Below are 20,463 nucleotides of genomic sequence, written 5' to 3' on the forward strand. Positions count from 1 at the left end.
CGTGAAGGGGGCCTATACCCCTCGGCCCCCCAAGCGGAAGCCCGCCGCCTCCCGCAGGTGAAGATGCGATTCCCCTGAGGGGGCGAGACGGACCGCTCCCTGCCTGTCAGCCGTGTGAGCTAGCATCCGTTGGAGCAGCTTAGGGAGCTGCCCGGGGATGTCACCGGAGGGGGGACGAAATGCCAACCACTCACGTCGTGAGACAGGGCGAGTGCCTCCTGCTCATGCGCACCTTCGAGCAGGAGGTCATCAGGGGGAACACGGACGAGGCGGGCTTCCTGGAGGTCACCGGCCGCCTGGACGCGGAGCTCCTCCGGAAACGCGAGGAGCTGCACGGGAGCTGAACCCGTCGGTGTGAGTGCCCCATGGCCGCCAAGGCGAGCAAGAAGAAGGCAGCGAAGGACGCTCCGAAGCAGGACAAGCCCAGGAAGAAGGCGGCCGTCGCGACCGCGCCGGAGAACCGGGCGCACCATGCGACGCTGAGCGAGACGCAGTGCTCGGACTGCGCGGTGGGCCTGCTGAGGCGGTTCGCGAGCGAGAGCCTGCGGAAGCAGAAGAAGGTGGACCCGGGCAACCAGAAGTTCCACCTGCAGGACGACGAGGAGCTGGAGCTGCTGCGGACGAACCCGCTCACACTCCAGCTCGTGGGCCTGCGCCGGGAGCGCTCCCTCTCCAACCGGTTCGATGACCTGCTCGTCGTGCTCTACGACCCGGCCCTGCTGAAGGAGGGGGAGAAGACCGTCCTCGATGCCGAGGGCTTGCGCGCGGAGAACCTGAAGGACGCGCAGGCATACGTGGACGCGGTGCTCACCGAGACGGTGAATCCTCCCGCGAAGAACTGGCCGCTTCCCGGCGTGGATGTCTCGTGCCCGGAGTGCAAGCACTGGCGGGTGCTCGTCTTCCCCATCACCACCGAACCGGGCTACGACAAGGACAAGCCGGCGATTCGAGACGAACAAGGCAACAAGCTGCCGGACTTCGACAACCTCACCCTGCTCCCAACGGATGTGGGGGCCATCGCCCCCGGCATCTACAACGAGCACTACCGGGTCGGTCTCCACAAGAGCTCGGCCAACCCACCTACCTGCTACGCCGCACTCCAGTTCATCGGCGGCACGATTCCCGCCCGGCGCCGCTACCCCGTCTCGGACTACCTGAACGCCGCGCAGGCCGCGTACGACAAGGGCACGGACAAGGCGCTTTGCGCGCACTTCGCCAGTGAGGACAAGGAGGTCCAGGAGGAAGCACGCTCGAAGCTCGAAAAGCAGCTTGGCGAGAAGATGCCCCAGAAGACCGCCGCGCAGAAGAAGGCCCTCGGTGAGGCCGTAAAGGCGGCGCTCATGGCTGAAAACCTCGAGCGGTACAAACCCAAGGTCGCCGAGTACCGGAAACAGCAGGCCATGGTGGAACTGGACCGTTGGCTCCTGGGCTACGTGACGCCGAAAAAGAAGAAGGTGGGGCCGAAAATCCATCCCTCCGAGCGCCTCATCCGGCTCGAGGATGCAGGTGGGGCGGAGACCGAGAACTTCGAGGCGGAAAGCAACCAGGTGTCCCACCTGGAGAGGGTAGAGGATGACGCGTCGCCCATGAAGTGGGGCCTTCAGCTCGTCCTCAAGCCCCTTCCGCCATCCCCTCCCTCCGCGTCACAGAGCGCCACGACGCCAGCCGAGCCTCCGCCGTCTCCCACCGCACCCGCGCCCCAGAAGACGGAGGCCCCGCCTCCACCGCCGCTCCCCAGGGCCCGGCGGCTGACGGCGAACGAGGTCATGGTCACCTTCGGCACCGCCGCCGGCACCAACATCCACCGCTCGGTGGATATGGAGAAGAGCTCCTGGGGGCGCGGACGCGAGGTGAACGACTGGTCCGAGGGGTGCCAGGTCTTCCGCTCCCCCCAGGACTTCCGCGACCTGCTCCGGCTGGCCATGCTGGCCAAACGCGCGCATTGCCCGTTTCGCACGGCGACGTGTTCCACGGAGCTCACGGTGGCGGACGTCACCAAGGGCATCGGCAAGCAGATGACCGAGTACCTCGCGGACCTTCCCAAGAGCTTCGCCAGGTCCGCGCGAGAGGCCATCACGGCGGCCTTCACTCCACCTCCGCCTCCCCCACCTCCCACGGAAGACACTCAGCCTCCCAAGAGCCCGGCGCCCTCTCCAGCGGTGGCCGCCGACGCCGCGTCACCCGCACCAGACCCGAAGCTCGTCGACCAGGTCAACAAGCTCCTGGAAGGCCTCCCCGGCCAGAAGTTCGACGAGAAGGTGCTGAAGACCTTTCAGACGGTCTTCAGCACCGCGGGATACAGCAGCGCCGAGAACCAGATGCTGCTCGAGGACTACACGCGAAAGAAGACCTCCGACGCCCTCCACCTCGATGAGAACGTCCAGAAGGCAGCTGCGGGAGGTGTGCCCCAGGCCGCCGCGCAGAAGAAGGCCTTCGCGCAGATGCTCGACCAGTCCATCGACAAGGCCATCCAGGCGGGGCTGGCGGAGCTCCAGACGAAGCTCCAGGAGGTCAAGAAGACGTGGCTGGAGAAGCAACACACAGCCTCCATCGAGGACAGGCACCAGGACTTCGTGAATGACAGACTCGAGCCCTGTGACTTTGGAGACTGCAAGTTCAAGTTCGACTACATGCTGGCGGAGATAACACGGGCCGACATGGAGGCGTTCGTGGCGAAGCTGGGGGGCCGCGACTGGAACACGCTCTTCCCCGAGGATGCGCCGCCTCCGCCGCCCAAGCCCGCGAAGAAAGCTCCGTCCAAGCCGGCAGCCGACAAGGGCAAGTCACCCGCGGCCTCCACTGGCGCCTCCACCCCGTAGTCAGAAGTGGGGCGGTGCCATGGCACCATCAATCGTCAGCGGTCTGCTCCCGGTATTGGACCTCCAGTCCCACCACGTGCCACGCCCCGTCAACCCGGGCCCAGTGGACCCGAAAGTTCGAATAAGCGTCCGGACTCCTGGGTGGACCGAGGGGGGCGAACACGTAGCCCCTTCCATCCGGCTCGGGCAGGAGCCGGAACAGCTCACTCTGCGACGTCGCGCCGGCGGCATGCGAGGCGAGGTCCCGACGATAGCGACTCCATTCACTCGTACCGCGATGCATATCGAACTCCTCCTCGGGCGGCGGCAGCGCTCCCCTGTGCGGAACCTTCGCGTAGGAACGCAGCCATGCGCCGACACCACTCGCCTCGGGCGGGAGGAGCTTGAACACCAGCAGTGGACTTTCCATGAACAACGCGAGGCTGGGTGCCAGCTCGAGCCCCACGCCCGGGAAGGTGTCCAATGCGCGCTCCCCTGGCTCTCGGAACACGGGGACGAATCCGCCCAGACACAGGTCCCGGTAACGAGTGCCGGGCCACACTGACAGCACCGTCAGCCGCGCCGAAAGCACGGGGAGCATACGCCGGTAATGAACGTAGAGGGAGCCTCCCGCCGGGAAGTCGCGGGGGAAGTCGAGCTCGTAGTCCAGCTTGCGTCCCTCGGCGAGCTTCAGCTCCAGCCGCGCCTTCCTCGGGCGCGCGTTGGCCTTGTAGAGCTTCGCGGACTTCGGATTGCCGGGCGTCACCAGGAAGGCATGCACCGGTGTCTCCGGCGGGAAGCTCAGCTCCACCCACTCCCCTGCCCCGGTGCCCTTCGCCCCCTCCGCCCAGAGGGTGCCGGGGTCCTCGTCCAGCAGGTTGGCGGGCCCGTAGCGGCCGGGGTCCTTCGCGTCCACGAGCACCGAGGACGCCGTCACCGTGACGGGCACACCGTGCAGCGTCACCCGCACCTGCCCTGGATTCGGCGGCCCGGCGTCGGGAGTCCCGGATGGGCCCAGGGCTCCAGGAGACATCTGCCCGGCATCCAGGGACTCGGATGAGACCGGAGTTCCCGCGTCCGCTCGCTCCGCGCCGGTGGGCTGCCCCCAGGCCCCCGTGCTCAGGAGGACGCAGCCCAGGATGACCCGCAGAGGGCCCCACCCGCGCATGCAGTTCCTTCCGTCGTCGCCGGACATGGGGGCTCCCTGGAGTTCTGGACGTACGGCGCCGCCGTTCATTCAGCGGCGGCCCTCCCGGTCTATCGTACGATTCGCCTCGCCGCTGTGCGAACGAGGCCCCTCGACCGGGCCTCCAGGCTTTTCTCCCATGGCCCCCGCCAGCGAGGGTCAGAAGACGAACGGGAAGCGGATGGGCTCCTGCATGCGGACCTGGTGGGCCGGGAACTTCCAGCGGCGCACCACGTCCTCGATGCAACGCGCGAGAGGCGTGGCGCGCAGTGCGTCCGTGTCCATGGCCACGCTGGACGTGTCTCCGCTCGGGAGCACCGACCAGCGCACCATGAAGCGGCCTCCGCCCTCCACCGGCGTGCCCTTGGCGTGCTGACGGAGGCACGCGGTGATGGCCGGCTGGTTCGTCACCACCACCGCCTTCACGTCATCCGGCGTGAGGTGCTGCTTCGCATCCGGCGCGGGCGGGATGTAGACGGTGCGCGAGGCCTTCGGGTCCGCCGCCACCTTCTTCTCCGCGTCCTCCGTGAAGCCGAGCTCCCTCGCGAAGTCCTCGTCCAACTCCGAGTATGGGTTCGGCGGACGGGCGTCCGTGGAGGACACCGCCACCTTCTTGCCGGACTCGGTGTCGCTGCCCTCGAAGGAAGCGATGGACTCCTCGTCGGCCCCGTCCCCGGAGCCGGCCTCGTCGGACGAGGGCTCGCTGGTGCTGGTGTCGGCCTCGTCGTTCGTGCTGGTGGCGGTTCTCGCTGGCTCGGTGCTGGCCGTCTTCGCCAAGGCCTTGCGTGAGGAGGGCTCGCGAATCGCCACCATGGCGGGCTTGCCGCGGGTGTGCGTCGTATCCTCCGCGGCGGGCCCGTTCACCGGCGCCGTCTCGGGCAGGGACGCGCGCAGGCTGTTCGCGGCGCCCTGCACGTCTGCCCGCTCCGTCGAGAGCACCGTGCTCGCGACGGAGGCCCCGGCCTGCTGCACTCCCGATGGGCCGGGTGTTCCCGTGAGCGACCGCGCACCGGCAACGCCCTCTTGCGACACGGTCACCGCTCCGGGCGACGTCGCGCTGGAGCTCGCCACCTGGGTGCCCAGCGGGCCGGGAAGACTGCTGGCCCACGACGTGCCGGTCCACTCCGGGAACAGCGACGTGCCGAACGTGCCGCCCTGTGCGCCGAACTGACTCGAAGCGTGGGTCTGCGCCGCGCCGGCCGGCCCCAAGTACGGCAGCGTGCCGGAGGTGTCGCCCTGCATGCGCATCTGCCCCGAAGCGTGCGGGTGCGTCGTGCCGGTCCCCCCCGAGGAAGGCATCGTGCCGGGGGCGCCCACCTGCGATTGCGCACCCGAGGTCTGCCCATCCGCTGGGCCCGTGTCTGGTGGTTCCTGCCCCACGGCCCGCATGCTCACCGTGGCGACATCAGGGGCCACCATCACGTGCTCGCGCACGTGCAGGCCCGCGACCACGAGCAGCCCCGCCGCGAGCGCGCCTACCGCCGCCGCGCCCAGGAAAGCACCGGGCCTCATGCCGGCGATGCGCGTCGGCGCGGGCGCAGCGGCCATGGGCATGCCCCAGTGCGGCTGCGGAACATGTCCCATGGGAACTGCGTGCTGGGGCGCCCACGGGGGAAGCATCGCGCCCTGGACGGCCATGCTGGGAGGAGGCGGCGGCGCAATCCCTGGCAGAAGGTTGCCTTGATGCACCGGGGTGCTCACCGGCACGCTCCACGGCGTGGCCGGCAGGCCCGCCGCGTCCGTACGCGCCGCTTCGGGGTGCGCCTCCACCGGCCCCTGAGCCACAGGAGCCAGCATGGCCGCGAAGGGCAGCGGCTCCTTCGCCCCCGGCGCCACGCGCATCCACTCGGGAATCTCCACCTCGGGCTCTTCGGGCTCGGGCGCGGGCTCCGCCATGGAGGGCACGGGAGCCGGCAGCGTCCCCAGCCACTCCGACTCCTCCTCGGCCATGTCGAGCAGCGCGCGCATGCTCCCGGAGGACTCGGAGACGGGCTCGGCCTCGGGCTTGCGTGATTCCGGCCGCGCCTTCGACCCCACGAAGAGCTCGCGGTCCAGGTACGCGTCGAGGTCCGCGTCGAGCGCGTCGCTCACGCTCAGCGAAGCGCCCGGCACCGAGCCGTAGGTTCCCCCAGCCGCGCCCGGAGTCCCCATCCCCTGCGCCCGGAACTGCCCCTCGGCCTCTGAAAGAAGCTCGCTCACACGCCCTCCCTCGCCCGCGCTGACACCACCGGCCTGACCGCGCCAGGGCCTGCAAGCTAGGGACGGGGCGACAGCGTGCCACCCGCGAGTGTCACCTTTCGGACGCGCTGCCCCGCGGACGGACGCCACCTGTCCGGTCCTCCACCCGACACGCGCATGCCGGGGCGGTGCCTCGCACGCGTGCCGACATCACGCGCGAGGCCCGGCACAGCTCGCGGAACGGAGCGTCCATTCCGGCCCGCCCGAAGCGCCGTGCTACCAGCGCTCCTTGTCGGACTTCGGCGCCATGGGCCACTCGGGGGCGGAGACGCCGTTCACCGTGAGGCCGCCGTGCATGAACGTGGGCGCGCCCTGGAGGAACGCCGCCGGGAAGTTCAGCGTCGGCGTGGAGGCCTCATCCAGCGCCTTCACGTGCTCCGGCTCGAGCCGCACATCCAGCGCGCCCAGGTTGTTGTCGAGCTGCTCCAGCGTGCGCGCCCCGATGATGGTGGACGTCACGCCCGGCCGGCCCTGCACCCACGCCAGCGCCACGCGCGCCACCGTGGTGTCCAGCTCCTTCGCCACCCGCTGGAGCACGTCGATGATGCCGTACGTCCTCTCGTTCAGCGCGCTCTCCGCCCACACGCCGCGGTCCGCCTTCAGCTTTCCCGCGTTCTCCCGCGTGTACTTGCCGCTGAGCGCGCCGCTCTTCAGCGGAGACCACGGCGTCACACCGAGCCCCAGCTCGCGCGCCATGGGCATCAGCTCGCCCTCCACCGTGCGCTCCAGCAGCGAATACTCAATCTGCAAGGCCGCCAGCGGCATCCAGCCGCGGAAGTGCGCCGTCACCTGCGCCTGCGCCACCTTCCACGCCGGCGTGTCCGACACACCCACGTAGCGGACCTTCCCCGAGCGCACCAGGTCGTCCATCGCCCGCAGCGTCTCGTCGATGGGCGTGTACATGTCCCAGCAGTGCATCCAGTACAGGTCGATGTAGTCCGTCTGCAGCCGGCGCAGCGACTCCTCGCACTGGGCCACCATCGCCTTGCGGCCCGCGCCGCCGCCGTTGGGGTCGCTGGGGAACAGGTTGCCCAGGAACTTCGTGGCGATGACCACGCGCTCCCGCCGGCTGGGGTGCCGGCCCAGGTGGTCGCCGATGATTTTCTCCGAGTGCCCGCGCGTGTACACGTTCGCCGTGTCGATGAAGTTCCCGCCCCGCTCCAGGTAGCGGTCCATGATGGCGTTGGACGTCTCGACGCTGCTGCCCCAGCCCAGGTCCTCGCCAAAGGTCATGGCACCGAGGCAGAAGGGGCTGACGCGCAGGCCGGAGCGGCCCAGGGTGACGTAGTGGTTCAACGGCATGAGTGCTCCCATCGGGACGACTGCGTGGGTGACACCGGCCCTCCAGGCGGGAAGCAGGACACGAAGCACACGGGCGGCCCGAAGGGTCGGCGAAGAGGGGCCGGTGCACTAACGCGAGGCCACGCGCTCCGCCACCCCGTCGCGGAGCGATTGACGCCATCGTGACGCCTCCATGGCGCGCGCCCCCGGAAACGTGCTGAAAGCCACCGCATGCACCGCCTGCTCCTGCTCACCGCCGTGCTGGCAACCAGCGCGTGCGGCCACCCTCCCCTCCGGAGCCCTCCGCCCATGAACCCTGAAACCGTCCAGGCCCGCCACCGTGCACTGCTGGAGCTGGAAAACTCCGTCACCCAGGCCATCCGCCAGAGGAACGGCGCCCGGCTGCGCGAGCTGCTGCCCGGGAACTTCGTCTTCCGTGGCGCGGGGGACGTGGAGACGGACCGCGAGGCCTTCATCGCCAGCGTGGCCGCCATTCCCGGCGACATCCTGGAGCTCGAGATGACGTCCGTGCGCGCCCACGTCTTCGGAGACACCGGTGTGCTCACGGGCGCCCAGCGCGCCCGGGTGCGCCTGCCCGACGGCACCGAGGTGACGGACCGGCAGACCTTCACGGACGTGTGCCAGTGGCGCGACGGAAGGTGGTGGATGGTCCTGGCGCACAGCCTCCCGTCCGCGCCCGAGACGGCGGAGGGCACCACGCCCGGGCCCGCGTCGCCCTGAGCCCGAACCTCCGGGTCCTGGAGACGTGTCGCCTGAAGCACACCCCGTGGCCCGGAAGTGACGCCCGCACGAAAGCGCCTCGCGGGCGCGAGCATGGGACAGTCCCAGCGGGTACACTCCGGTGCAAGGAGGTCGCCGTCATGTCGCTCTCGAGGAATGAGCGCCGGTGGATGCTGCCGGCCCAGGGTGCATCCTGGCTCATCGTCCCCTCCGTCGAGGCGGAGACCGAGAAGGCCGGAAGCAACCGCGTCCCGGACGTCTTCGTCACCACCGCGCTCGACCGCTGGCTCGTCACCCCCGCCGCGCGCACGCTGTACGCCATGTACGAAGCGCTCGGCGGCAGCCCGCCGCTGGGGCTGTCCGGCCTGGAGCGCGGCCGGTACGAGCAGCGCCTCAAGCAGCGGCTCTCCGAGGCCTTCGCCCATGGCGAGCTGGTGGCGCTGGAGGTGGAGCGCCCCGTGCTCGTCCCCAGGCCCTGGCCCGAGCCGCCCAGGCCCGAGGCCGAGGAGGCCCCCCCGGCGGAGATGACGTGGCTGGCCATCGAGCTCAAGGACGAGGAAGGCAAGCCCGTCCCCTACGCGCGCTACGTGGTGACGCTGCCGGACGGCGGCACGCGCGAGGGCACCCTCAACAAGAACGGCTACGCGCGCGTGGACGGCGTGAATCCCGGGCAGTGCCAGGTCTCCTTCCCGGAGCTGGATGGCCAGAGCTGGCGCTGACGTCGCCGAAGGCTTGAGCTACCGTGCCCGCCCTCATGGCACCCTCGGACCGTGAGCGGACGGACTCCCCTTCCTGGACGTTCCTCACCAACCACGCCCACGTGCTGCTGTGCATCGCCGCGGACCCCGAGGTCCGCCTGCGCGACGTGGCCGTGCGAGTGGGCATCACCGAGCGCGCCGTCCAGCGCATCGTCAGTGACCTGGAGGAGGCGGGCTACCTGCGACGCGAGCGCGAGGGGCGCCGCAACCGCTACACCATCGCCAGGGAGCTGCCCCTGCGCCACCCCGTCGAGCGGCACCGCAGCGTATCCGCGCTCCTCTCCCTGGTGGAGGAGGAGCAGCCTCCCCCCTCCCAGCCCTCGCGCGGGCGCGCCAGGCGCTGAAGCCGCGAAGCGAGGCTACCGCCCCGCCATGACGGCCTCGACGTCCGAGGCCTCCTTCGGGATGGCGGCGGTGAGCACCTCGTGGCCCTCCGCCGTGACGAGCACGTCGTCCTCGACGCGGATGCCCCGCACGTCCGAGTAGCGGGCCAGCACCTCGCGATTCAGCCGGTCCCCCGCGCGCGCGGTGAGGCGCGCGTCCTCCAGGATGGCGGGCACCCGGTACACGCCGGGCTCAATCGTCACCGCCATGCCGGGCTCCAAATCCCGGTCCAGCCGCAGGTACCGGTGGCCGAACTCCTTCGAGCGCACGCGCCCCGGCGCATAGCCGGCCCGGTCTCCCAGGTCCTCCATGTCGTGCACGTCCAGCCCCAGCAGGTGGCCGATGCCATGGGGGAACAGCAGCGCGGTGAGGCCGTCCACCACCAGCTCCTCCGGGTCGCCACGGAGGATGCCGAGCGCCACCAGCCCGCGCGCCATCTCCCGGTGCGCGGCGAGGTGCACGTCCCGGTAGCGCACGCCCGGCCGCACCGCGGAGATGCTCGCCTTCTGCGCCCGCAGCACCACCTCGTACAGCTCGCGCTGCGTCGTGCTGAAGCGCCCCGTCACCGGCCACGTGCGCGTCACGTCACACGCGAAGCCGCCGGGGCTCTCGCCGCCCACGTCCGCCAGCAGCAGGTCTCCCTCGCGCAGCGCGTGGTGGTACTTCAGGTTGTGCAGCACCTCGCCGTGCACGGTGACGATGGGCTGGTACGCCGGGCGCACGTCGCGCGCGAGGAACTCCGTCTCCATCGCCGCGCGCACCGCCGCCTCGCGCAGGCCCGGCCGTGTCGCGCGCATGCCCGCCAGGTGTGCATGGACCGTGACGTCCGCGGCCTGCCGCAGCTGCGCCACCGCGGCGGCGTCGTGGCGCAGGCGCAGCGCAATCACCGCGTCCGCCAGCGGCTCGTCCACCGGGAACAGCCGTCCGGGCCACACCTCGCGGCCGAGCAGCCCCGTCAGGTCCGCGCACGTCTCCAGGTCCGGCGTGGGCAGCGTGGCCACCGGCCGCGTCTTCGTGGCCCTGGCCAGCGCCTCGGGCAGCGCGGCGCGCGAGCGCACCGGGCAGCCCGTCCGCTCCGCGATTTCGGCGAAGCCGGGCACCGCGCCATCCCACAGCGCGTCGTCGGGGCCGGGCTCGGGCTGGTACAGCGTCCACGACTCGCCGTCGTAGAAGCCCATGCCGTCCGGCGCCGCCAGCCCGAAGAAGTAGAGGAAGTGGCTGGCCGCGCGGAAGGGGAACTGGTCCGCGGCGTAGTTGCGTGGGCGCGGGCGGCTCGACGCCAGCACGGCGGGGGCGCTGCCCAGGGCGCGGGCCAGCAGCTCGCGGCGCCGGACGAGGGCGGCGCGCTCGGAGGAGTCAGGAAGCATGAAGGGAGGAGCCCCGGCTCAGGCGCCCAGCGGACGCTGGGGCAGCAGCTTGAAGAGGAAGGCCAGCAGGTCGTCGAAGTGGCCGCCCTTGCGGAACACCGCGTCCACCGGCATGTCGATTTTGCCGTCATGGCCGGTGACGAAGACCACCTTGGTCTTCGGCATGTGGTGGCGCACCAGCGGAATCAGCCCGGTGCCGAAGCCGTCCCCCAGGCTCTGGTCCAGCAGCACCGCGTCGTAGGCGCGCGGCCGGTTCAGCAGGCCGGCGGCCTCCGAGTAGGAGCCGGCAGTCACGACGGCGAAGCCCGCGTCCTCCAGCAGCGCGGCGAGCGTCATCCGGTTGGACGGGTCGTCCTCCACCAGCAGCAGGCAGCGTCCGAAGGTCCAGCTCGTCTCCATCACTTGCTCCCCTGATTCTCGTCGCGGCCCACGGGCCTCGAGGCGGCCCCCGCCTCCACTCCGGTGAACAGGACTTCCACGAACGTGCCCCCCGAGGGGCCGGCCCCCAGGTCCACCTTCCAGCCATGCCGCTGCGCCATCCGGTGGACGATGCTCAGCCCCAGCCCCGCGTGGCCGGGACGCGTCGTGAAGAAGGGCTCGAAGGCCCGCGAATACGCCTCCGGCGCCAGTCCCTCGCCCGTGTCCTCCACCCGCAGACACACCCCGTCATCCTCCACGTCCCGGGTGCGGACGGTGAGCGTGCCGCCACGGGGCATGGCCTCCACGGCGTTGTCCACGAGGCAGGTCACCAGCACCGCCAGGTCCTCCACGTCCAGCGCCACCTCGCCCTTCTCCGTCAGCTCCCGCTCCAGCCGCACGCCCTCGGGCAGGTCCGCCTGGGCCAGCGCCCGCTCCACCCCGTCGCGCGGGTGGCAGTGGGGCCTGGGGCCCCCGCTGGCCGGCGGGCTCCGCTTGGAGAGCAGCTCCTCGGCGGAGGCCAGCTCCTTCTCGATGAGCTGGAAGAAGGTCTCCACGCGGGGGTCCGCGGTCCACGCCTCCGTCTTCTTCATCTGCCGCATCAGATAGAAGGCGGCGTTGCGGATGCTGGCGAGCTTGTTGCGCAAGTCGTGCCGCAGCGTCGACGCCACCACATCCGCCACCGCGGCCCGCTCCCGCGACTGCAGCTCTCCCCGTCCCATCCGTCAGTTCCTCGCGCCGGCGGGCCCCCGCGGCTGGCCTCGCACCCGGGCAATCGCCTGCACCAGCTCACGCAGCGGTACCGGCTTCGTCATACACACCACCGCCCCCTGGGCCGCCACCCGGCGCAGCATCTCCGGCACCACGTGGCCGGACATGGCGATGACCGCCACGGACAGGTCCGCCTCGCGCACCTTCGTCACCAGCTCCGGCCCGCTCATCTCCGGCATCACCAGGTCCAGCACGCACACGTCGTACAAGCCCGAGCGCAGGGAGGTGAGCGCCTCCTCCCCGCTGTACACGGCGCGCGCCCGCAGCCCCACCGTGCTCAGCGCCCGCACCATGGCCCGGGCCACCGGCTCCGTGTCGTCCACCACCAGAATCTGCGGGGCGCGGACGGCCCGGAGAATCGTGTCCAGCGCGTGCGCCACGTCGAAGGGCTTGGGCAGCACGGTGAAGGCGCCCTCGGCGAGCGCGTCGTCCACCAGCTCCTCCGCCGTGAAGGCCGTCATCAGCACCACCGGCATGTCCGGGCGGTCCTGCTTGATTCGGCGCAGCAGGTCCACCCCGTGCAGGCCGGGCATGCGGATGTCCGTGAGCACCACGTCCACCGACTGCTCACTCAGGAGCTTGAGGGCGTCCTCGGCGGAGGCGGCCTCCAGCACGGTGTGGCCCTCCAGCTCCAGGTTGGCCGCGAGGGTGATGCGGAGCGACTCCTCGTCGTCGACCAGCAGGATGCGAGCGGGGACCACTTCCACTTCCTCCATCACGCGGCCTGTGCCGCCGCGGACGCGGGGAGCTGGATGACGAACTCGCTGCCCCGCCCCGCCTCGCTGCGCACAGAGATTGTGCCCCCGTGACGTTGCACCATGTTGGCGACAATCGCCAGTCCCAAGCCGGTTCCACGCGTCTTGGTGGTGAACAGGGGCTCGAAAATCTTCGGAAGTACGTCCGGAGGGATGCCAGAACCGTCATCCACCACGCGGACGCACCAGGGGCCTGCCTCGCCGCCTTCCGCCAGCACTGAAACCTGCCCCTCATGGCCGGGGGGCATGGCCTCCACCGCGTTCTGCACCAGGTTCACCAGGACCTGCCGGAACTGCTCCTTGTCCAGGCTCGGCACGGGCAGGGACTCGGGCACGCCGTTGACGATTCGGACGCCCTCGCGCTGGGGCACCACGCCAATGGCCTCGTCCACCAGCGGACGCAGCGGGCAGGGCTGGAGCGCGGGCGGGCGCTCGCGGGCGAAGTCGAGCAGGTCGGAGATGATTTTGGCGCAGGCGTTCAGCTCGCGCTCCATGACGCCCATGAACTGGGAGACGCGCGGGTCGTCCGGGAAGCGGGCCGCGTCCTTCGCCAGCTTGCGGGACAGGTAGGCGTGGGCGTTGCGCACGGCGGCCAGCGGGTTGCGCAGCTCGTGGCCCACGCTGGCGGCGAGCTGGCCGACGGCCGCCAGCTTCTCCACCCGGATGAGGTGCTCCTGGAAGCCGCCCAGCTCGCGGAGGGCCCGGTCCAGCTCGCGCGCCTTGGCGCCCTCGCGCTCACGCGCCAGCTCCAGCTCCGCGCGGCGCACCGCCACCTCGCGCTGCTCGCGCCACGCCCCCCGGCAGAAGTACACCTGCAGCACGTCGAAGGCGGCAATCCACAGGACATGCTCCAGCGGACGCCACCACCCCGGCTCGGACACGCCGTAGAGGGACTCCGGCCACCACGTGCCCCTCAGGACGAGGTCCGCGAGGAGGGCGGCGCTCGCGGACAGCAGCACCCGCGGGTCCCGGTACAGGGCGAGCAGGGCCAGCGAGGCGAAGATGTGGAAGTGCGCCTCGATGCGGCCACCCGACAGGTGGATGAGCAGCGCGGACCAGAGCGCCTGGCACACCGCGATGACGTGGCGGGTGAGCACGGCGCCGGGGCGCCAGCGGGCCAGGGCGATGGGCACGCCCGCGAGGACCGCGCCCAGCAGGACGGCGGTGTGGACGAAGGAGACGTCGACGAGGCGCGGCAGCCCGGCCCAGGCCCGGGGAGACCACACCACCGCCACGAGGATGGCGAGCGCCCACTGCGCCAGCATCACCCCCGAGAAGAGCCGGTCCGTGCGGCTGCGCACCAGGGACAGGTACTCGCCGAGCAGCAGCGCCGCGCGCTCCTTCAGTGCCCCTCTCGGGCTGGCTTCCTCCAGGACCTGGCTCATCGGGTGACTCCCGCCCGGGCCGAGGGCGGTACCTCCGCATCATAGAGGAACACGCCGGAGCAGGTGGCCCTCCCGGGGGGGCGAGCCTGCTCGCCTCCTCCCGCGGGGAACACGGAGGAAGCGCGCGACGGCTCGCCCGCCTTCCCTTCCGGATTCACGGGCCCGCGCGGCCCGGCCGGGTGGAGCGGCGGCGTCATCGCGCGCCCCGCTTGCGCACGGCCAGCCCGGAGGTGATGAGGCTCATCTCCCGCTTGAGGCGGGTGGCCTCCGCCGCGCGGCGGATCATCGCGATGAGCTCGGCGGGCTGGTAGGGCTTGAGCACCAGGTAGAAGAGGCTCTGGGCCTGCTGCTGCGGGTCCTTGCGGTCCAGGTACTCGCGGTAGCCGGTGACGAGCACTCCGGCGAGGTGCGGCTGCAGCCGCGTCGCCTCGCGCAACAGCTCGATGCCATTGCGCCCCGGCATGTGGAAGTCGGTGCAGACGACGTCGAAGCGCCGGAGGAACAGCAACCGCAACGCCGAGCCCGCGTCGCGCGCGGGGTGGACGTCGAAGTCTTCGGAAAGCACGGCCGCGGTGGTGGCCAGGACGGGTTCCTCGTCTTCCACCAGCAGCACCTGGAGGCGCGGTGCGTTCATTGCGTGAGCGGATGCACGATAGCGCTCACGGCCCATGCCGCGTCAGGGGGTGGGCGAGGATTTCCGGCCAGTCCCTGGCACCCACCTCGGGCATGCCAGGGACTGTGCACCTCTACCTACACCCTCGTGGCGGCGTGGGCATGGCCACGCTTGGAATTCGCCGCTGCCACTGTGCCTCACTGTCCGTGATGCGCGTGCAGCGTCTCCGCGTAGTGCTGGAGCTGGCGCCGCGCGGCCTCGAAGGCGTCCGTCACCGCCTGGTAGGCGTCCTCGTGTCCCCCGCGCTCCTCGGGGTCCCTCGCCGCCACGATGTTCTTGCCGGGCACCGTCAGGTCCACGCGCACGTGGAAGTGCTTGCCCTGCTGCTTGTGGCGGTGAGGCTCCTCCACCACCACGTGGCACCCCACGATGCCGTCGAAGAACTGCTCCAGCTTGTCCGCGTGGTCGCGGATGTGCTCGTTGAGGCCGTCGCTCGTCGCCATCCCGCGATACGTAATCTGCAGCGCTCGCTTCATCGTCCGTCTGCCTCGGGTAGAGCCCCCTGTCGGGGCTTCGTGACGCCCTCTCTCATTGCATGGACGTTGCCAGCGCCAACCCCGCGAAACTCCGTGGGCACAGGCCCCCTCCCCCGCAGTGTTTGCGGCGAAATGGGACAGGGCGCAGCTCCTGCGGGGCGGAATGCCCCGCGCTCAACCTTCCGCGTCCACGTCCAGCACCGCCGCGCCGCGGACGTGGCCCGCACGCAGCGCGGAGAGCGCCGCGTTGGCCTCGGACAGGGGGAACACCTGGACCTCGGTGCGCACCGGCACGCTCGGTGCGAGCGCGAGGAAGTCCAGCGCGTCCGCGCGGGTGAGGTTCGCCACCGAGCGCACCACCCGCTCCCCCCAGAGGAGCGCGTAGGGAAACGCGGGGATGTCACTCATGTGGATGCCGCCGCACACCACCACGCCGCCCTTCTCCACCGCGGCGAGCGCGACGGGCACCAGCGCCCCCACGGGGGCGAAGAGGATGGCCGCGTCCAGCGGCTCCGGCGGCGGCGTGTCCGAGCCACCCGCCCACACCGCCCCCAGCTCCCTCGCGAAGCGCTGGCCGTCCACGTCCCCCGGCCGGGTGAAGGCGAAGACGCGCCGCCCCTGGTAGCGCGCCACCTGGAGGAGCACGTGCGCCGCGGCGCCGAAGCCGTAGAGGCCCAGCCGCTCCGCGTCTCCCGTCATGCGAAGGCAGCGGAAGCCGATGAGCCCCGCGCACATCAGCGGCGCGGCGTGCACGTGCGAGTAGCCGGCCGGCAGCGGGAAGCAGAAGCGCTCGTGCGCCACCATGTACTCGGCGTAGCCCCCGTCCGCCTGGTAGCCCGTGAAGCGCGCCAGGTCGCAGAGGTTCTCCCGGCCCGAGACGCAGTAGCGGCACTGGCCACAGCTCCAGCCGAGCCACGGCACGCCCACTCGCGTGCCCTCGGGGAAGGCCCTCACACGCTCGCCCGTGCTCACCACCGTGGCCACCACCTCGTGCCCCGGCACCAGCGGCAGCTTCGGGTGCGGCAGCTCCCCGTCCACCACGTGCAGGTCCGTGCGGCACACGGCGCAGGCATGCACCCTCAGCAGCAGTTCCTCCGGGCCGGGGCGGGGGATGGGAAGCCGCTCCTCACGCAGCGGCTGCCCTGGCGCGCGCAGCACCATCGCCCGCATGCTCTCTTCCATCGGCCGCTCCCTCGCGCCACGTGCTCGCGGGCGCTTCGAGGGAGAAAATGGTGACGCCCGAGGCGCGGTGAAGCGCACCCCGGGCGCCGGTCAGGTGGGCGGCGGAGTACGCCGCCAGGACGCTCGTGTCAGAGCTGGATGCCCGCCTGCACACCCGGCCAGGTGCGGACGACGGTGCGGCCTCCGTCCGAGACCTCCCGCCACTCCGGCCCGATGCCCAGCTCCTCCCACCGGTCGCCGCCGTCCCAGGTGACGAGCGTGTTGGCGCTGATGCCGCCGAACACCGCGAAGCGCCGCGCCACCTGCCAGCCCGCGAGCAGCCGGGCCTGCGCGAGGATGTGCTCCGTCTCCTCGTACAGCCGGCGCTCGTGCAGCGTGCTGCCCACCACGTCGACGTCCACGTAGAAGCGCCCCAGCGGGATGTGGCCGCCGATGCCCCCGCCCAGCGTCCAGTGGCGGCGCTCCCCGTCCAGGGGCGGAGTGAAGCCCGCCGCGAACAGCGTGTAGATGTGACGGCCGCCCAGCTTCACGCCCACGTTGGTCAGCGCGACGTCGCTGCTCCACACCTGCACGTCCGCCTGGCCGTTGCCGACGAAGCTCAGGAGGCCCACCGACTCGCCCTCCGTCCGCCCCGCCACGTTGAGGAGGCCCACCTGCGCGCCGTCGACGTGGCCCGCGATGTTGACGAGCCCCACCTGCGCGCCGTCCACCTCGCCGCCCACGTTGACGATGGAGAGCTGCCCGCCCGACAGGTGGCGCGCGTAGCTGATGCCCGAGGAGACCTGGAGGCCCGTCATGTCCGGGGCCACGTTGACGCCCACCGCGGCCTGGAGGCCGCGCACCGGGCCCGCCGCCACGTTGGCGCCCACGCCGAGCTGCGCGCCGCGCACGCTGCCCGTCACGATGTTGGCGCCCACCGCGGCCTGGAGGCCGTTCACCGGGCCCGCCACCGTGTTGGCGCCCACGCCGAGCTGCGCGCCCTCCATCATCCCTCGCACCACGTTGACACCCACCGCGGACTGGACGCCGAGGAGGTCGCCCCCCGCCACGTTGCCGCCCACCGCGAGCTGCGCGCCCGTCACCGGGCCCCGAGACACGTTGCCGCCCACCGCCAGCTGCGCGCCATTCAGCCCGGCCTCCACCCAGTTGCCGCCGATGGACATGGCCACGCCATTCACCCGCTTCGCGTGCGTGGCCACCAGGCCGATGGACACCGTGTTGACCACGTTGCTCGTGTGAAAGCCCGACGTGCTCAGCCCCGGCACCAGCGTGAGGCTGAACGGGATGTGCACCTCCGGGGCCTCCGCGCCCGGCGCGGCCTCGGCCTTCGCCTGCGCCACCACCGGGGCGTCCGCCGCCGGGGCCGCGCTCACGGTGCCTCCCACCGCCGCGTCCACCAGCGGGGGCGCCGCGGTAACGCGCTCGGCCCCGGGGCCGTCGACGGCCGGCGCCGCCACGGCCTCCGCGCCCTCCGCCGGGCGCGACACAGCCGCGGGAGCCTCCTGCTCCGCACCGGCCGCCTGCACGCCCGACGGCTTCGGCTCCTCGGCACCGGCCGAGAACGCCACCACCGCCGCCGCGACCCCCGCACACACCGAGACCTTGCGCTTCATCGCCTGGACCTTCCTGGACTGTTCCGAGAGCGGCCCGGCCCGCACCGCGCGGGCACCGGGGCCACACAGAGATTCATCGAGGGACGTCGCCGCCCCGTTCGATGAAGGGAACACCGGCCCCTGGCGGATGTGTCACCGGCGGGGTTTTCCCCTCGCGCGTCCTGGTGCGCGCCTCCCTTGCGGGAGGGTGTCACCCGTCCACGCCGCGAGCCCGCGCCCGCATCGCTCCGAGCGGCCCGGCGGAAAGGTCACCTGTCCACACTCCGCGCGCACACCCACGCCAGCCGGAGAGGCCCCGGCGCTAGATTGCCGGGCCATGTCTCCGGCACGCCCACCCGCTCCATCGGAGCCCGCCCAGCCGTCCCGCCGCGAGCTGCTCGCCGCGGGGCTCGGCGGCCTGCTGCTGCCCACCGCCGCCTCGGCCCGGAAGCCCCCCGCGAAGCCCGCCCCCACCTCCAGAGGAGACACCATGCTCACCCGCCCCATCCCCAGCACGGGCGAGGCGCTGCCCGTCATCGGGCTCGGCACCTGGCAGACGTTCGACGTGGGCACCTCCCAGGCCGAGCGCGAGCCGCTGGCCGAGGTCCTCCGCCGCTTCTTCGCCTCGGGCGCGCGCCTCATCGACTCCTCGCCCGTGTACGGCCGCGCGGAGGAGGTGACGGGCGACCTGCTCGAGTCGCTCGGCGAGCTGAAGAAGCCCCTCCTCGCGTCGAAGGTCTGGACCACCGGGAAGAGCGAGGGACTCACACAGCTGAAGAACTCCGTCCAGCGCATGGGCCGCGGGAGGATGGACCTGATGCAGGTCCACAACCTCGTGGACTGGCGCACGCACCTGCCCGTGCTGCGCGAGTGGAAGGCCGCCGGCCGCATCCGCTACGTCGGCGTCACCCACTACGCGCGGAGCGCCTTCGACGACCTGGAGCGCTTCATCCGCGAGGAGAAGCTGGACTTCGTGCAGCTGCCCTACTCGCTCGCGCAGCGGGACGCGGAGGCGCGCCTGCTGCCCGCCGCCGCCGAGCACGGCGTGGCGGTGCTCGTCATGCAGCCCTTCGCCTCCGGCGCCCTCTTCCAGCGCGTGCGCGGGCGCGCCCTGCCGGAGTGGGCCTCGGAGTTCGACTGCACGAGCTGGGCGCAGTTCTTCCTCAAGTTCATCCTCGGCCACCCCGCCGTGCACTGCCCGCTGCCGGCCACCCGCAAGCCGGACCACGTGGCGGACAACCTGCGCGCCGGCTTCGGGCGCCTGCCCGACGAGAAGCAGCGCGCCCGCATGGCGCGTGTCCTCGAGGGGTGACGCCCGTCTGAAGCGCTACAGCTCCGGGTCCGGCGCGTACTGGAGCTCACCGGTGGGCTCCAGCACCAGCCCCGTGCCCGGCTCGCCCGCGTCGTCGTCCCGGCCCACCTCCAGCACCGAGTCCTTCGTGTCCCACTGGCCCAGGTAGTACTCGCCGCCCGCGGCCATGCACGCGCGGCCCTCGGACACCACCGTCTCCACCACCTCCTGCTTGTCGCTGGTGGCCCGCAGCAGCGTCCAGGACTTGCCCTCCTCGCGGAAGCCCGCCACCAGCTCCTTCAGCTCGGCGTCGCGCGGAGTGCCGTCCGGCAGCGTCTGCCGCTCCCACTTGCGCGGCTCCTTCTGCGGCTGCCTCGCCTTCCACGCGCGCGCCAGCTCCAGCACCTTGTCCTCCGCCGCGTCCTGGAGCGCGTGCATCTCCTCCGGCAGCTCGATTTCCTCCAGCGCCAGCAGCGCCGTCTCCAGCTGCAGCGCCTTGAGGCTCCACTCGTTCCACGCCGTCTTCAGCATCCGTCACCCTCTCTTCCCGCACGGCCCCGGCGGGGCGCCGCGGCTTTGGCGCCACCTACCACACGCCCGCCTGCCCTGGTGGCGGGCAGCCGGCTCCTGCATGCCTCCTCTTCTCCTCGCGACCTATCTTCAGCGCCCAGGGAGGCAGGTATGGCCAAGGCGTGGTTCCCGAGGGCCTGGATGATCCAGCGCTGGCCCTGCTGTGTATCCGCGTGGAGCGCGCCGGATATCGGCACACGGCCACCCGCCGCGAGGTGCGGCTCGCCGGCAGGGTGAAGGCCACCCGCACCTCCATATAAGGGGCGCCTCGCGCCACCCGCGGGTCCTCTCCCGAATTCCGGTTGCGCCCGGAAGACACCGGCGCCATGAGAGGGCCCGCCGGGCCGGCGTGCACCACACCCCTTGTAGGTCCTTCACACACTTCCAGGTGCCGTCCCCCTTACCTCCGGACTCGCACCGACATGGGTCATTTAAGACCCAGCTCTTGCTGCCCGGGGAGGGTCCAGCGGGTGTCACCCTTCCGACGTCGTGGTGTTTCTCTGACAGCCCCGTTCGCCCCGCCTTGTACCCGGGCCGGTGCTGATCCATTGGAGAGCGCCACCGGCGTGGTAACGAGCGGCCGCCCCACATGACGTTG

20 protein-coding genes are annotated in these 20,463 nt (G+C 71.5%); 7 read left to right on the plus strand and 13 right to left on the minus strand.

Annotation, left to right across the window (positions count from 1 at the left end):
* The first annotated feature begins 179 nt into the window (after window positions 1–179).
* The gene (locus K8638_RS29965; RefSeq protein ID WP_223758095.1) at window positions 180–344 is read left to right on the plus strand and encodes a hypothetical protein; all 165 of its coding nucleotides are present in this window, start codon (window positions 180–182) and stop codon (window positions 342–344) included.
* A 21-nt stretch (window positions 345–365) separates the two neighbouring features.
* Entirely contained in the window at window positions 366–2,819 is a 2,454-nt protein-coding gene (locus K8638_RS29970) for a hypothetical protein (protein WP_223758096.1), read from the plus strand.
* 28 nt (window positions 2,820–2,847) lie between these two features.
* On the opposite strand, the gene K8638_RS29975 is transcribed toward K8638_RS29970, so the two are convergent.
* From K8638_RS29975 to K8638_RS29985, 3 genes are all read right to left on the minus strand, one after another.
* Entirely contained in the window at window positions 2,848–3,993 is a 1,146-nt protein-coding gene (locus K8638_RS29975; protein WP_223758097.1) for a discoidin domain-containing protein, read from the minus strand.
* 150 nt (window positions 3,994–4,143) lie between these two features.
* Window positions 4,144–6,183, minus strand: a complete 2,040-nt coding sequence (locus K8638_RS45355; protein ID WP_223758098.1) for an AgmX/PglI C-terminal domain-containing protein — start codon at window positions 6,181–6,183, stop codon at window positions 4,144–4,146.
* Window positions 6,184–6,438: 255 nt separating this feature from the next.
* Window positions 6,439–7,524: an aldo/keto reductase gene (locus tag K8638_RS29985; protein ID WP_223758099.1), complete on the minus strand. Its 1,086-nt coding sequence runs from the start codon at window positions 7,522–7,524 to the stop codon at window positions 6,439–6,441.
* 288 nt (window positions 7,525–7,812) lie between these two features.
* Between K8638_RS29985 and K8638_RS29990 the strand changes: the two genes are divergently transcribed.
* From K8638_RS29990 to K8638_RS30000, 3 genes are all read left to right on the plus strand, one after another.
* Window positions 7,813–8,244: a nuclear transport factor 2 family protein gene (locus K8638_RS29990; protein ID WP_223758100.1), complete on the plus strand. Its 432-nt coding sequence runs from the start codon at window positions 7,813–7,815 to the stop codon at window positions 8,242–8,244.
* Between the two features lie 140 nt (window positions 8,245–8,384).
* Entirely contained in the window at window positions 8,385–8,963 is a 579-nt protein-coding gene (locus tag K8638_RS29995) for a carboxypeptidase-like regulatory domain-containing protein (protein WP_223758101.1), read from the plus strand.
* 23 nt (window positions 8,964–8,986) lie between these two features.
* Window positions 8,987–9,346, plus strand: a complete 360-nt coding sequence (locus tag K8638_RS30000) for a winged helix-turn-helix domain-containing protein (RefSeq protein ID WP_223758102.1) — start codon at window positions 8,987–8,989, stop codon at window positions 9,344–9,346.
* A gap of 15 nt (window positions 9,347–9,361) precedes the next feature.
* Here the strand turns inward: K8638_RS30000 and K8638_RS30005 are convergent, their stop codons facing one another.
* The 9 genes from K8638_RS30005 to K8638_RS30045 all read right to left on the minus strand — a co-directional run bounded on the left by K8638_RS30005 (window position 9,362) and on the right by K8638_RS30045 (window position 18,025).
* Entirely contained in the window at window positions 9,362–10,753 is a 1,392-nt protein-coding gene (locus K8638_RS30005) for an aminopeptidase P family protein (RefSeq protein ID WP_223758103.1), read from the minus strand.
* Window positions 10,754–10,771: 18 nt separating this feature from the next.
* Window positions 10,772–11,152 (minus strand): response regulator, encoded by a 381-nt coding sequence (locus K8638_RS30010; protein WP_171818394.1) that lies wholly within the window; start codon window positions 11,150–11,152, stop codon window positions 10,772–10,774.
* Complete coding sequence (locus K8638_RS30015; RefSeq protein ID WP_223758104.1) at window positions 11,152–11,892, minus strand: ATP-binding protein; 741 nt, start codon at window positions 11,890–11,892, stop codon at window positions 11,152–11,154. The genes K8638_RS30010 and K8638_RS30015 overlap by 1 nt, the downstream gene beginning before the upstream one ends.
* Window positions 11,893–11,895: 3 nt before the next feature.
* Window positions 11,896–12,642: a response regulator gene (locus K8638_RS30020; protein WP_223758105.1), complete on the minus strand. Its 747-nt coding sequence runs from the start codon at window positions 12,640–12,642 to the stop codon at window positions 11,896–11,898.
* A gap of 14 nt (window positions 12,643–12,656) precedes the next feature.
* A complete protein-coding gene (locus tag K8638_RS30025) occupies window positions 12,657–14,081 on the minus strand; it encodes a sensor histidine kinase (protein ID WP_223758106.1) in 1,425 nt (474 codons plus the stop codon).
* 193 nt (window positions 14,082–14,274) lie between these two features.
* Window positions 14,275–14,715, minus strand: coding sequence for a response regulator (locus tag K8638_RS30030; protein WP_223758107.1), 441 nt, complete (start codon window positions 14,713–14,715; stop codon window positions 14,275–14,277).
* Window positions 14,716–14,891: 176 nt separating this feature from the next.
* Window positions 14,892–15,230 (minus strand): HPF/RaiA family ribosome-associated protein, encoded by a 339-nt coding sequence (locus tag K8638_RS30035; protein ID WP_223758108.1) that lies wholly within the window; start codon window positions 15,228–15,230, stop codon window positions 14,892–14,894.
* A gap of 174 nt (window positions 15,231–15,404) precedes the next feature.
* Entirely contained in the window at window positions 15,405–16,412 is a 1,008-nt protein-coding gene (locus tag K8638_RS30040) for a zinc-dependent alcohol dehydrogenase family protein (RefSeq protein WP_223758109.1), read from the minus strand.
* 128 nt (window positions 16,413–16,540) lie between these two features.
* Window positions 16,541–18,025 carry an LA_2272 family surface repeat-containing protein gene (locus K8638_RS30045; protein ID WP_305071201.1) on the minus strand — a complete coding sequence of 495 codons (1,485 nt, stop codon included), beginning with the start codon at window positions 18,023–18,025 and terminating at the stop codon, window positions 16,541–16,543.
* 316 nt (window positions 18,026–18,341) lie between these two features.
* Between K8638_RS30045 and K8638_RS30055 the strand changes: the two genes are divergently transcribed.
* The gene (locus K8638_RS30055; RefSeq protein ID WP_223758111.1) at window positions 18,342–19,316 is read left to right on the plus strand and encodes an aldo/keto reductase; all 975 of its coding nucleotides are present in this window, start codon (window positions 18,342–18,344) and stop codon (window positions 19,314–19,316) included.
* 15 nt (window positions 19,317–19,331) lie between these two features.
* Here K8638_RS30055 and K8638_RS30060 read toward each other — a convergent pair whose 3' ends face one another.
* Window positions 19,332–19,826 carry a hypothetical protein gene (locus K8638_RS30060; protein WP_223758112.1) on the minus strand — a complete coding sequence of 165 codons (495 nt, stop codon included), beginning with the start codon at window positions 19,824–19,826 and terminating at the stop codon, window positions 19,332–19,334.
* 161 nt (window positions 19,827–19,987) lie between these two features.
* Here K8638_RS30060 and K8638_RS30065 point away from each other — a divergent pair, with 161 nt between their 5' ends.
* Window positions 19,988–20,125 (plus strand): hypothetical protein, encoded by a 138-nt coding sequence (locus K8638_RS30065; RefSeq protein ID WP_223758113.1) that lies wholly within the window; start codon window positions 19,988–19,990, stop codon window positions 20,123–20,125.
* The last annotated feature ends 338 nt before the right edge of the window (window positions 20,126–20,463 follow it).

It is taken from the genome of Myxococcus sp. RHSTA-1-4 (assembly GCF_020037125.1).
GTDB lineage: Bacteria > Myxococcota > Myxococcia > Myxococcales > Myxococcaceae > Myxococcus.

What these genes read in the sequence shown, in the direction of transcription:
- K8638_RS29965 (WP_223758095.1), top strand. Translation starts at nt 180, where the DNA reads ATGCCAACCACTCACGTCGTGAGACAGGGCGAGTGCCTCCTGCTCATG.
- K8638_RS29970 (WP_223758096.1), top strand. Translation starts at nt 366, where the DNA reads ATGGCCGCCAAGGCGAGCAAGAAGAAGGCAGCGAAGGACGCTCCGAAG.
- K8638_RS29975 (WP_223758097.1), bottom strand. Translation starts at nt 3,993, where the DNA reads ATGTCCGGCGACGACGGAAGGAACTGCATGCGCGGGTGGGGCCCTCTG.
- K8638_RS29985 (WP_223758099.1), bottom strand. Translation starts at nt 7,524, where the DNA reads ATGCCGTTGAACCACTACGTCACCCTGGGCCGCTCCGGCCTGCGCGTC.
- K8638_RS29990 (WP_223758100.1), top strand. Translation starts at nt 7,813, where the DNA reads ATGAACCCTGAAACCGTCCAGGCCCGCCACCGTGCACTGCTGGAGCTG.
- K8638_RS29995 (WP_223758101.1), top strand. Translation starts at nt 8,385, where the DNA reads ATGTCGCTCTCGAGGAATGAGCGCCGGTGGATGCTGCCGGCCCAGGGT.
- K8638_RS30005 (WP_223758103.1), bottom strand. Translation starts at nt 10,753, where the DNA reads ATGCTTCCTGACTCCTCCGAGCGCGCCGCCCTCGTCCGGCGCCGCGAG.
- K8638_RS30010 (WP_171818394.1), bottom strand. Translation starts at nt 11,152, where the DNA reads ATGGAGACGAGCTGGACCTTCGGACGCTGCCTGCTGCTGGTGGAGGAC.
- K8638_RS30015 (WP_223758104.1), bottom strand. Translation starts at nt 11,892, where the DNA reads ATGGGACGGGGAGAGCTGCAGTCGCGGGAGCGGGCCGCGGTGGCGGAT.
- K8638_RS30025 (WP_223758106.1), bottom strand. Translation starts at nt 14,081, where the DNA reads ATGAGCCAGGTCCTGGAGGAAGCCAGCCCGAGAGGGGCACTGAAGGAG.
- K8638_RS30030 (WP_223758107.1), bottom strand. Translation starts at nt 14,715, where the DNA reads ATGAACGCACCGCGCCTCCAGGTGCTGCTGGTGGAAGACGAGGAACCC.
- K8638_RS30035 (WP_223758108.1), bottom strand. Translation starts at nt 15,230, where the DNA reads ATGAAGCGAGCGCTGCAGATTACGTATCGCGGGATGGCGACGAGCGAC.
- K8638_RS30040 (WP_223758109.1), bottom strand. Translation starts at nt 16,412, where the DNA reads ATGGAAGAGAGCATGCGGGCGATGGTGCTGCGCGCGCCAGGGCAGCCG.
- K8638_RS30045 (WP_305071201.1), bottom strand. Translation starts at nt 18,025, where the DNA reads ATGAAGCGCAAGGTCTCGGTGTGTGCGGGGGTCGCGGCGGCGGTGGTG.
- K8638_RS30055 (WP_223758111.1), top strand. Translation starts at nt 18,342, where the DNA reads ATGTCTCCGGCACGCCCACCCGCTCCATCGGAGCCCGCCCAGCCGTCC.
- K8638_RS30060 (WP_223758112.1), bottom strand. Translation starts at nt 19,826, where the DNA reads ATGCTGAAGACGGCGTGGAACGAGTGGAGCCTCAAGGCGCTGCAGCTG.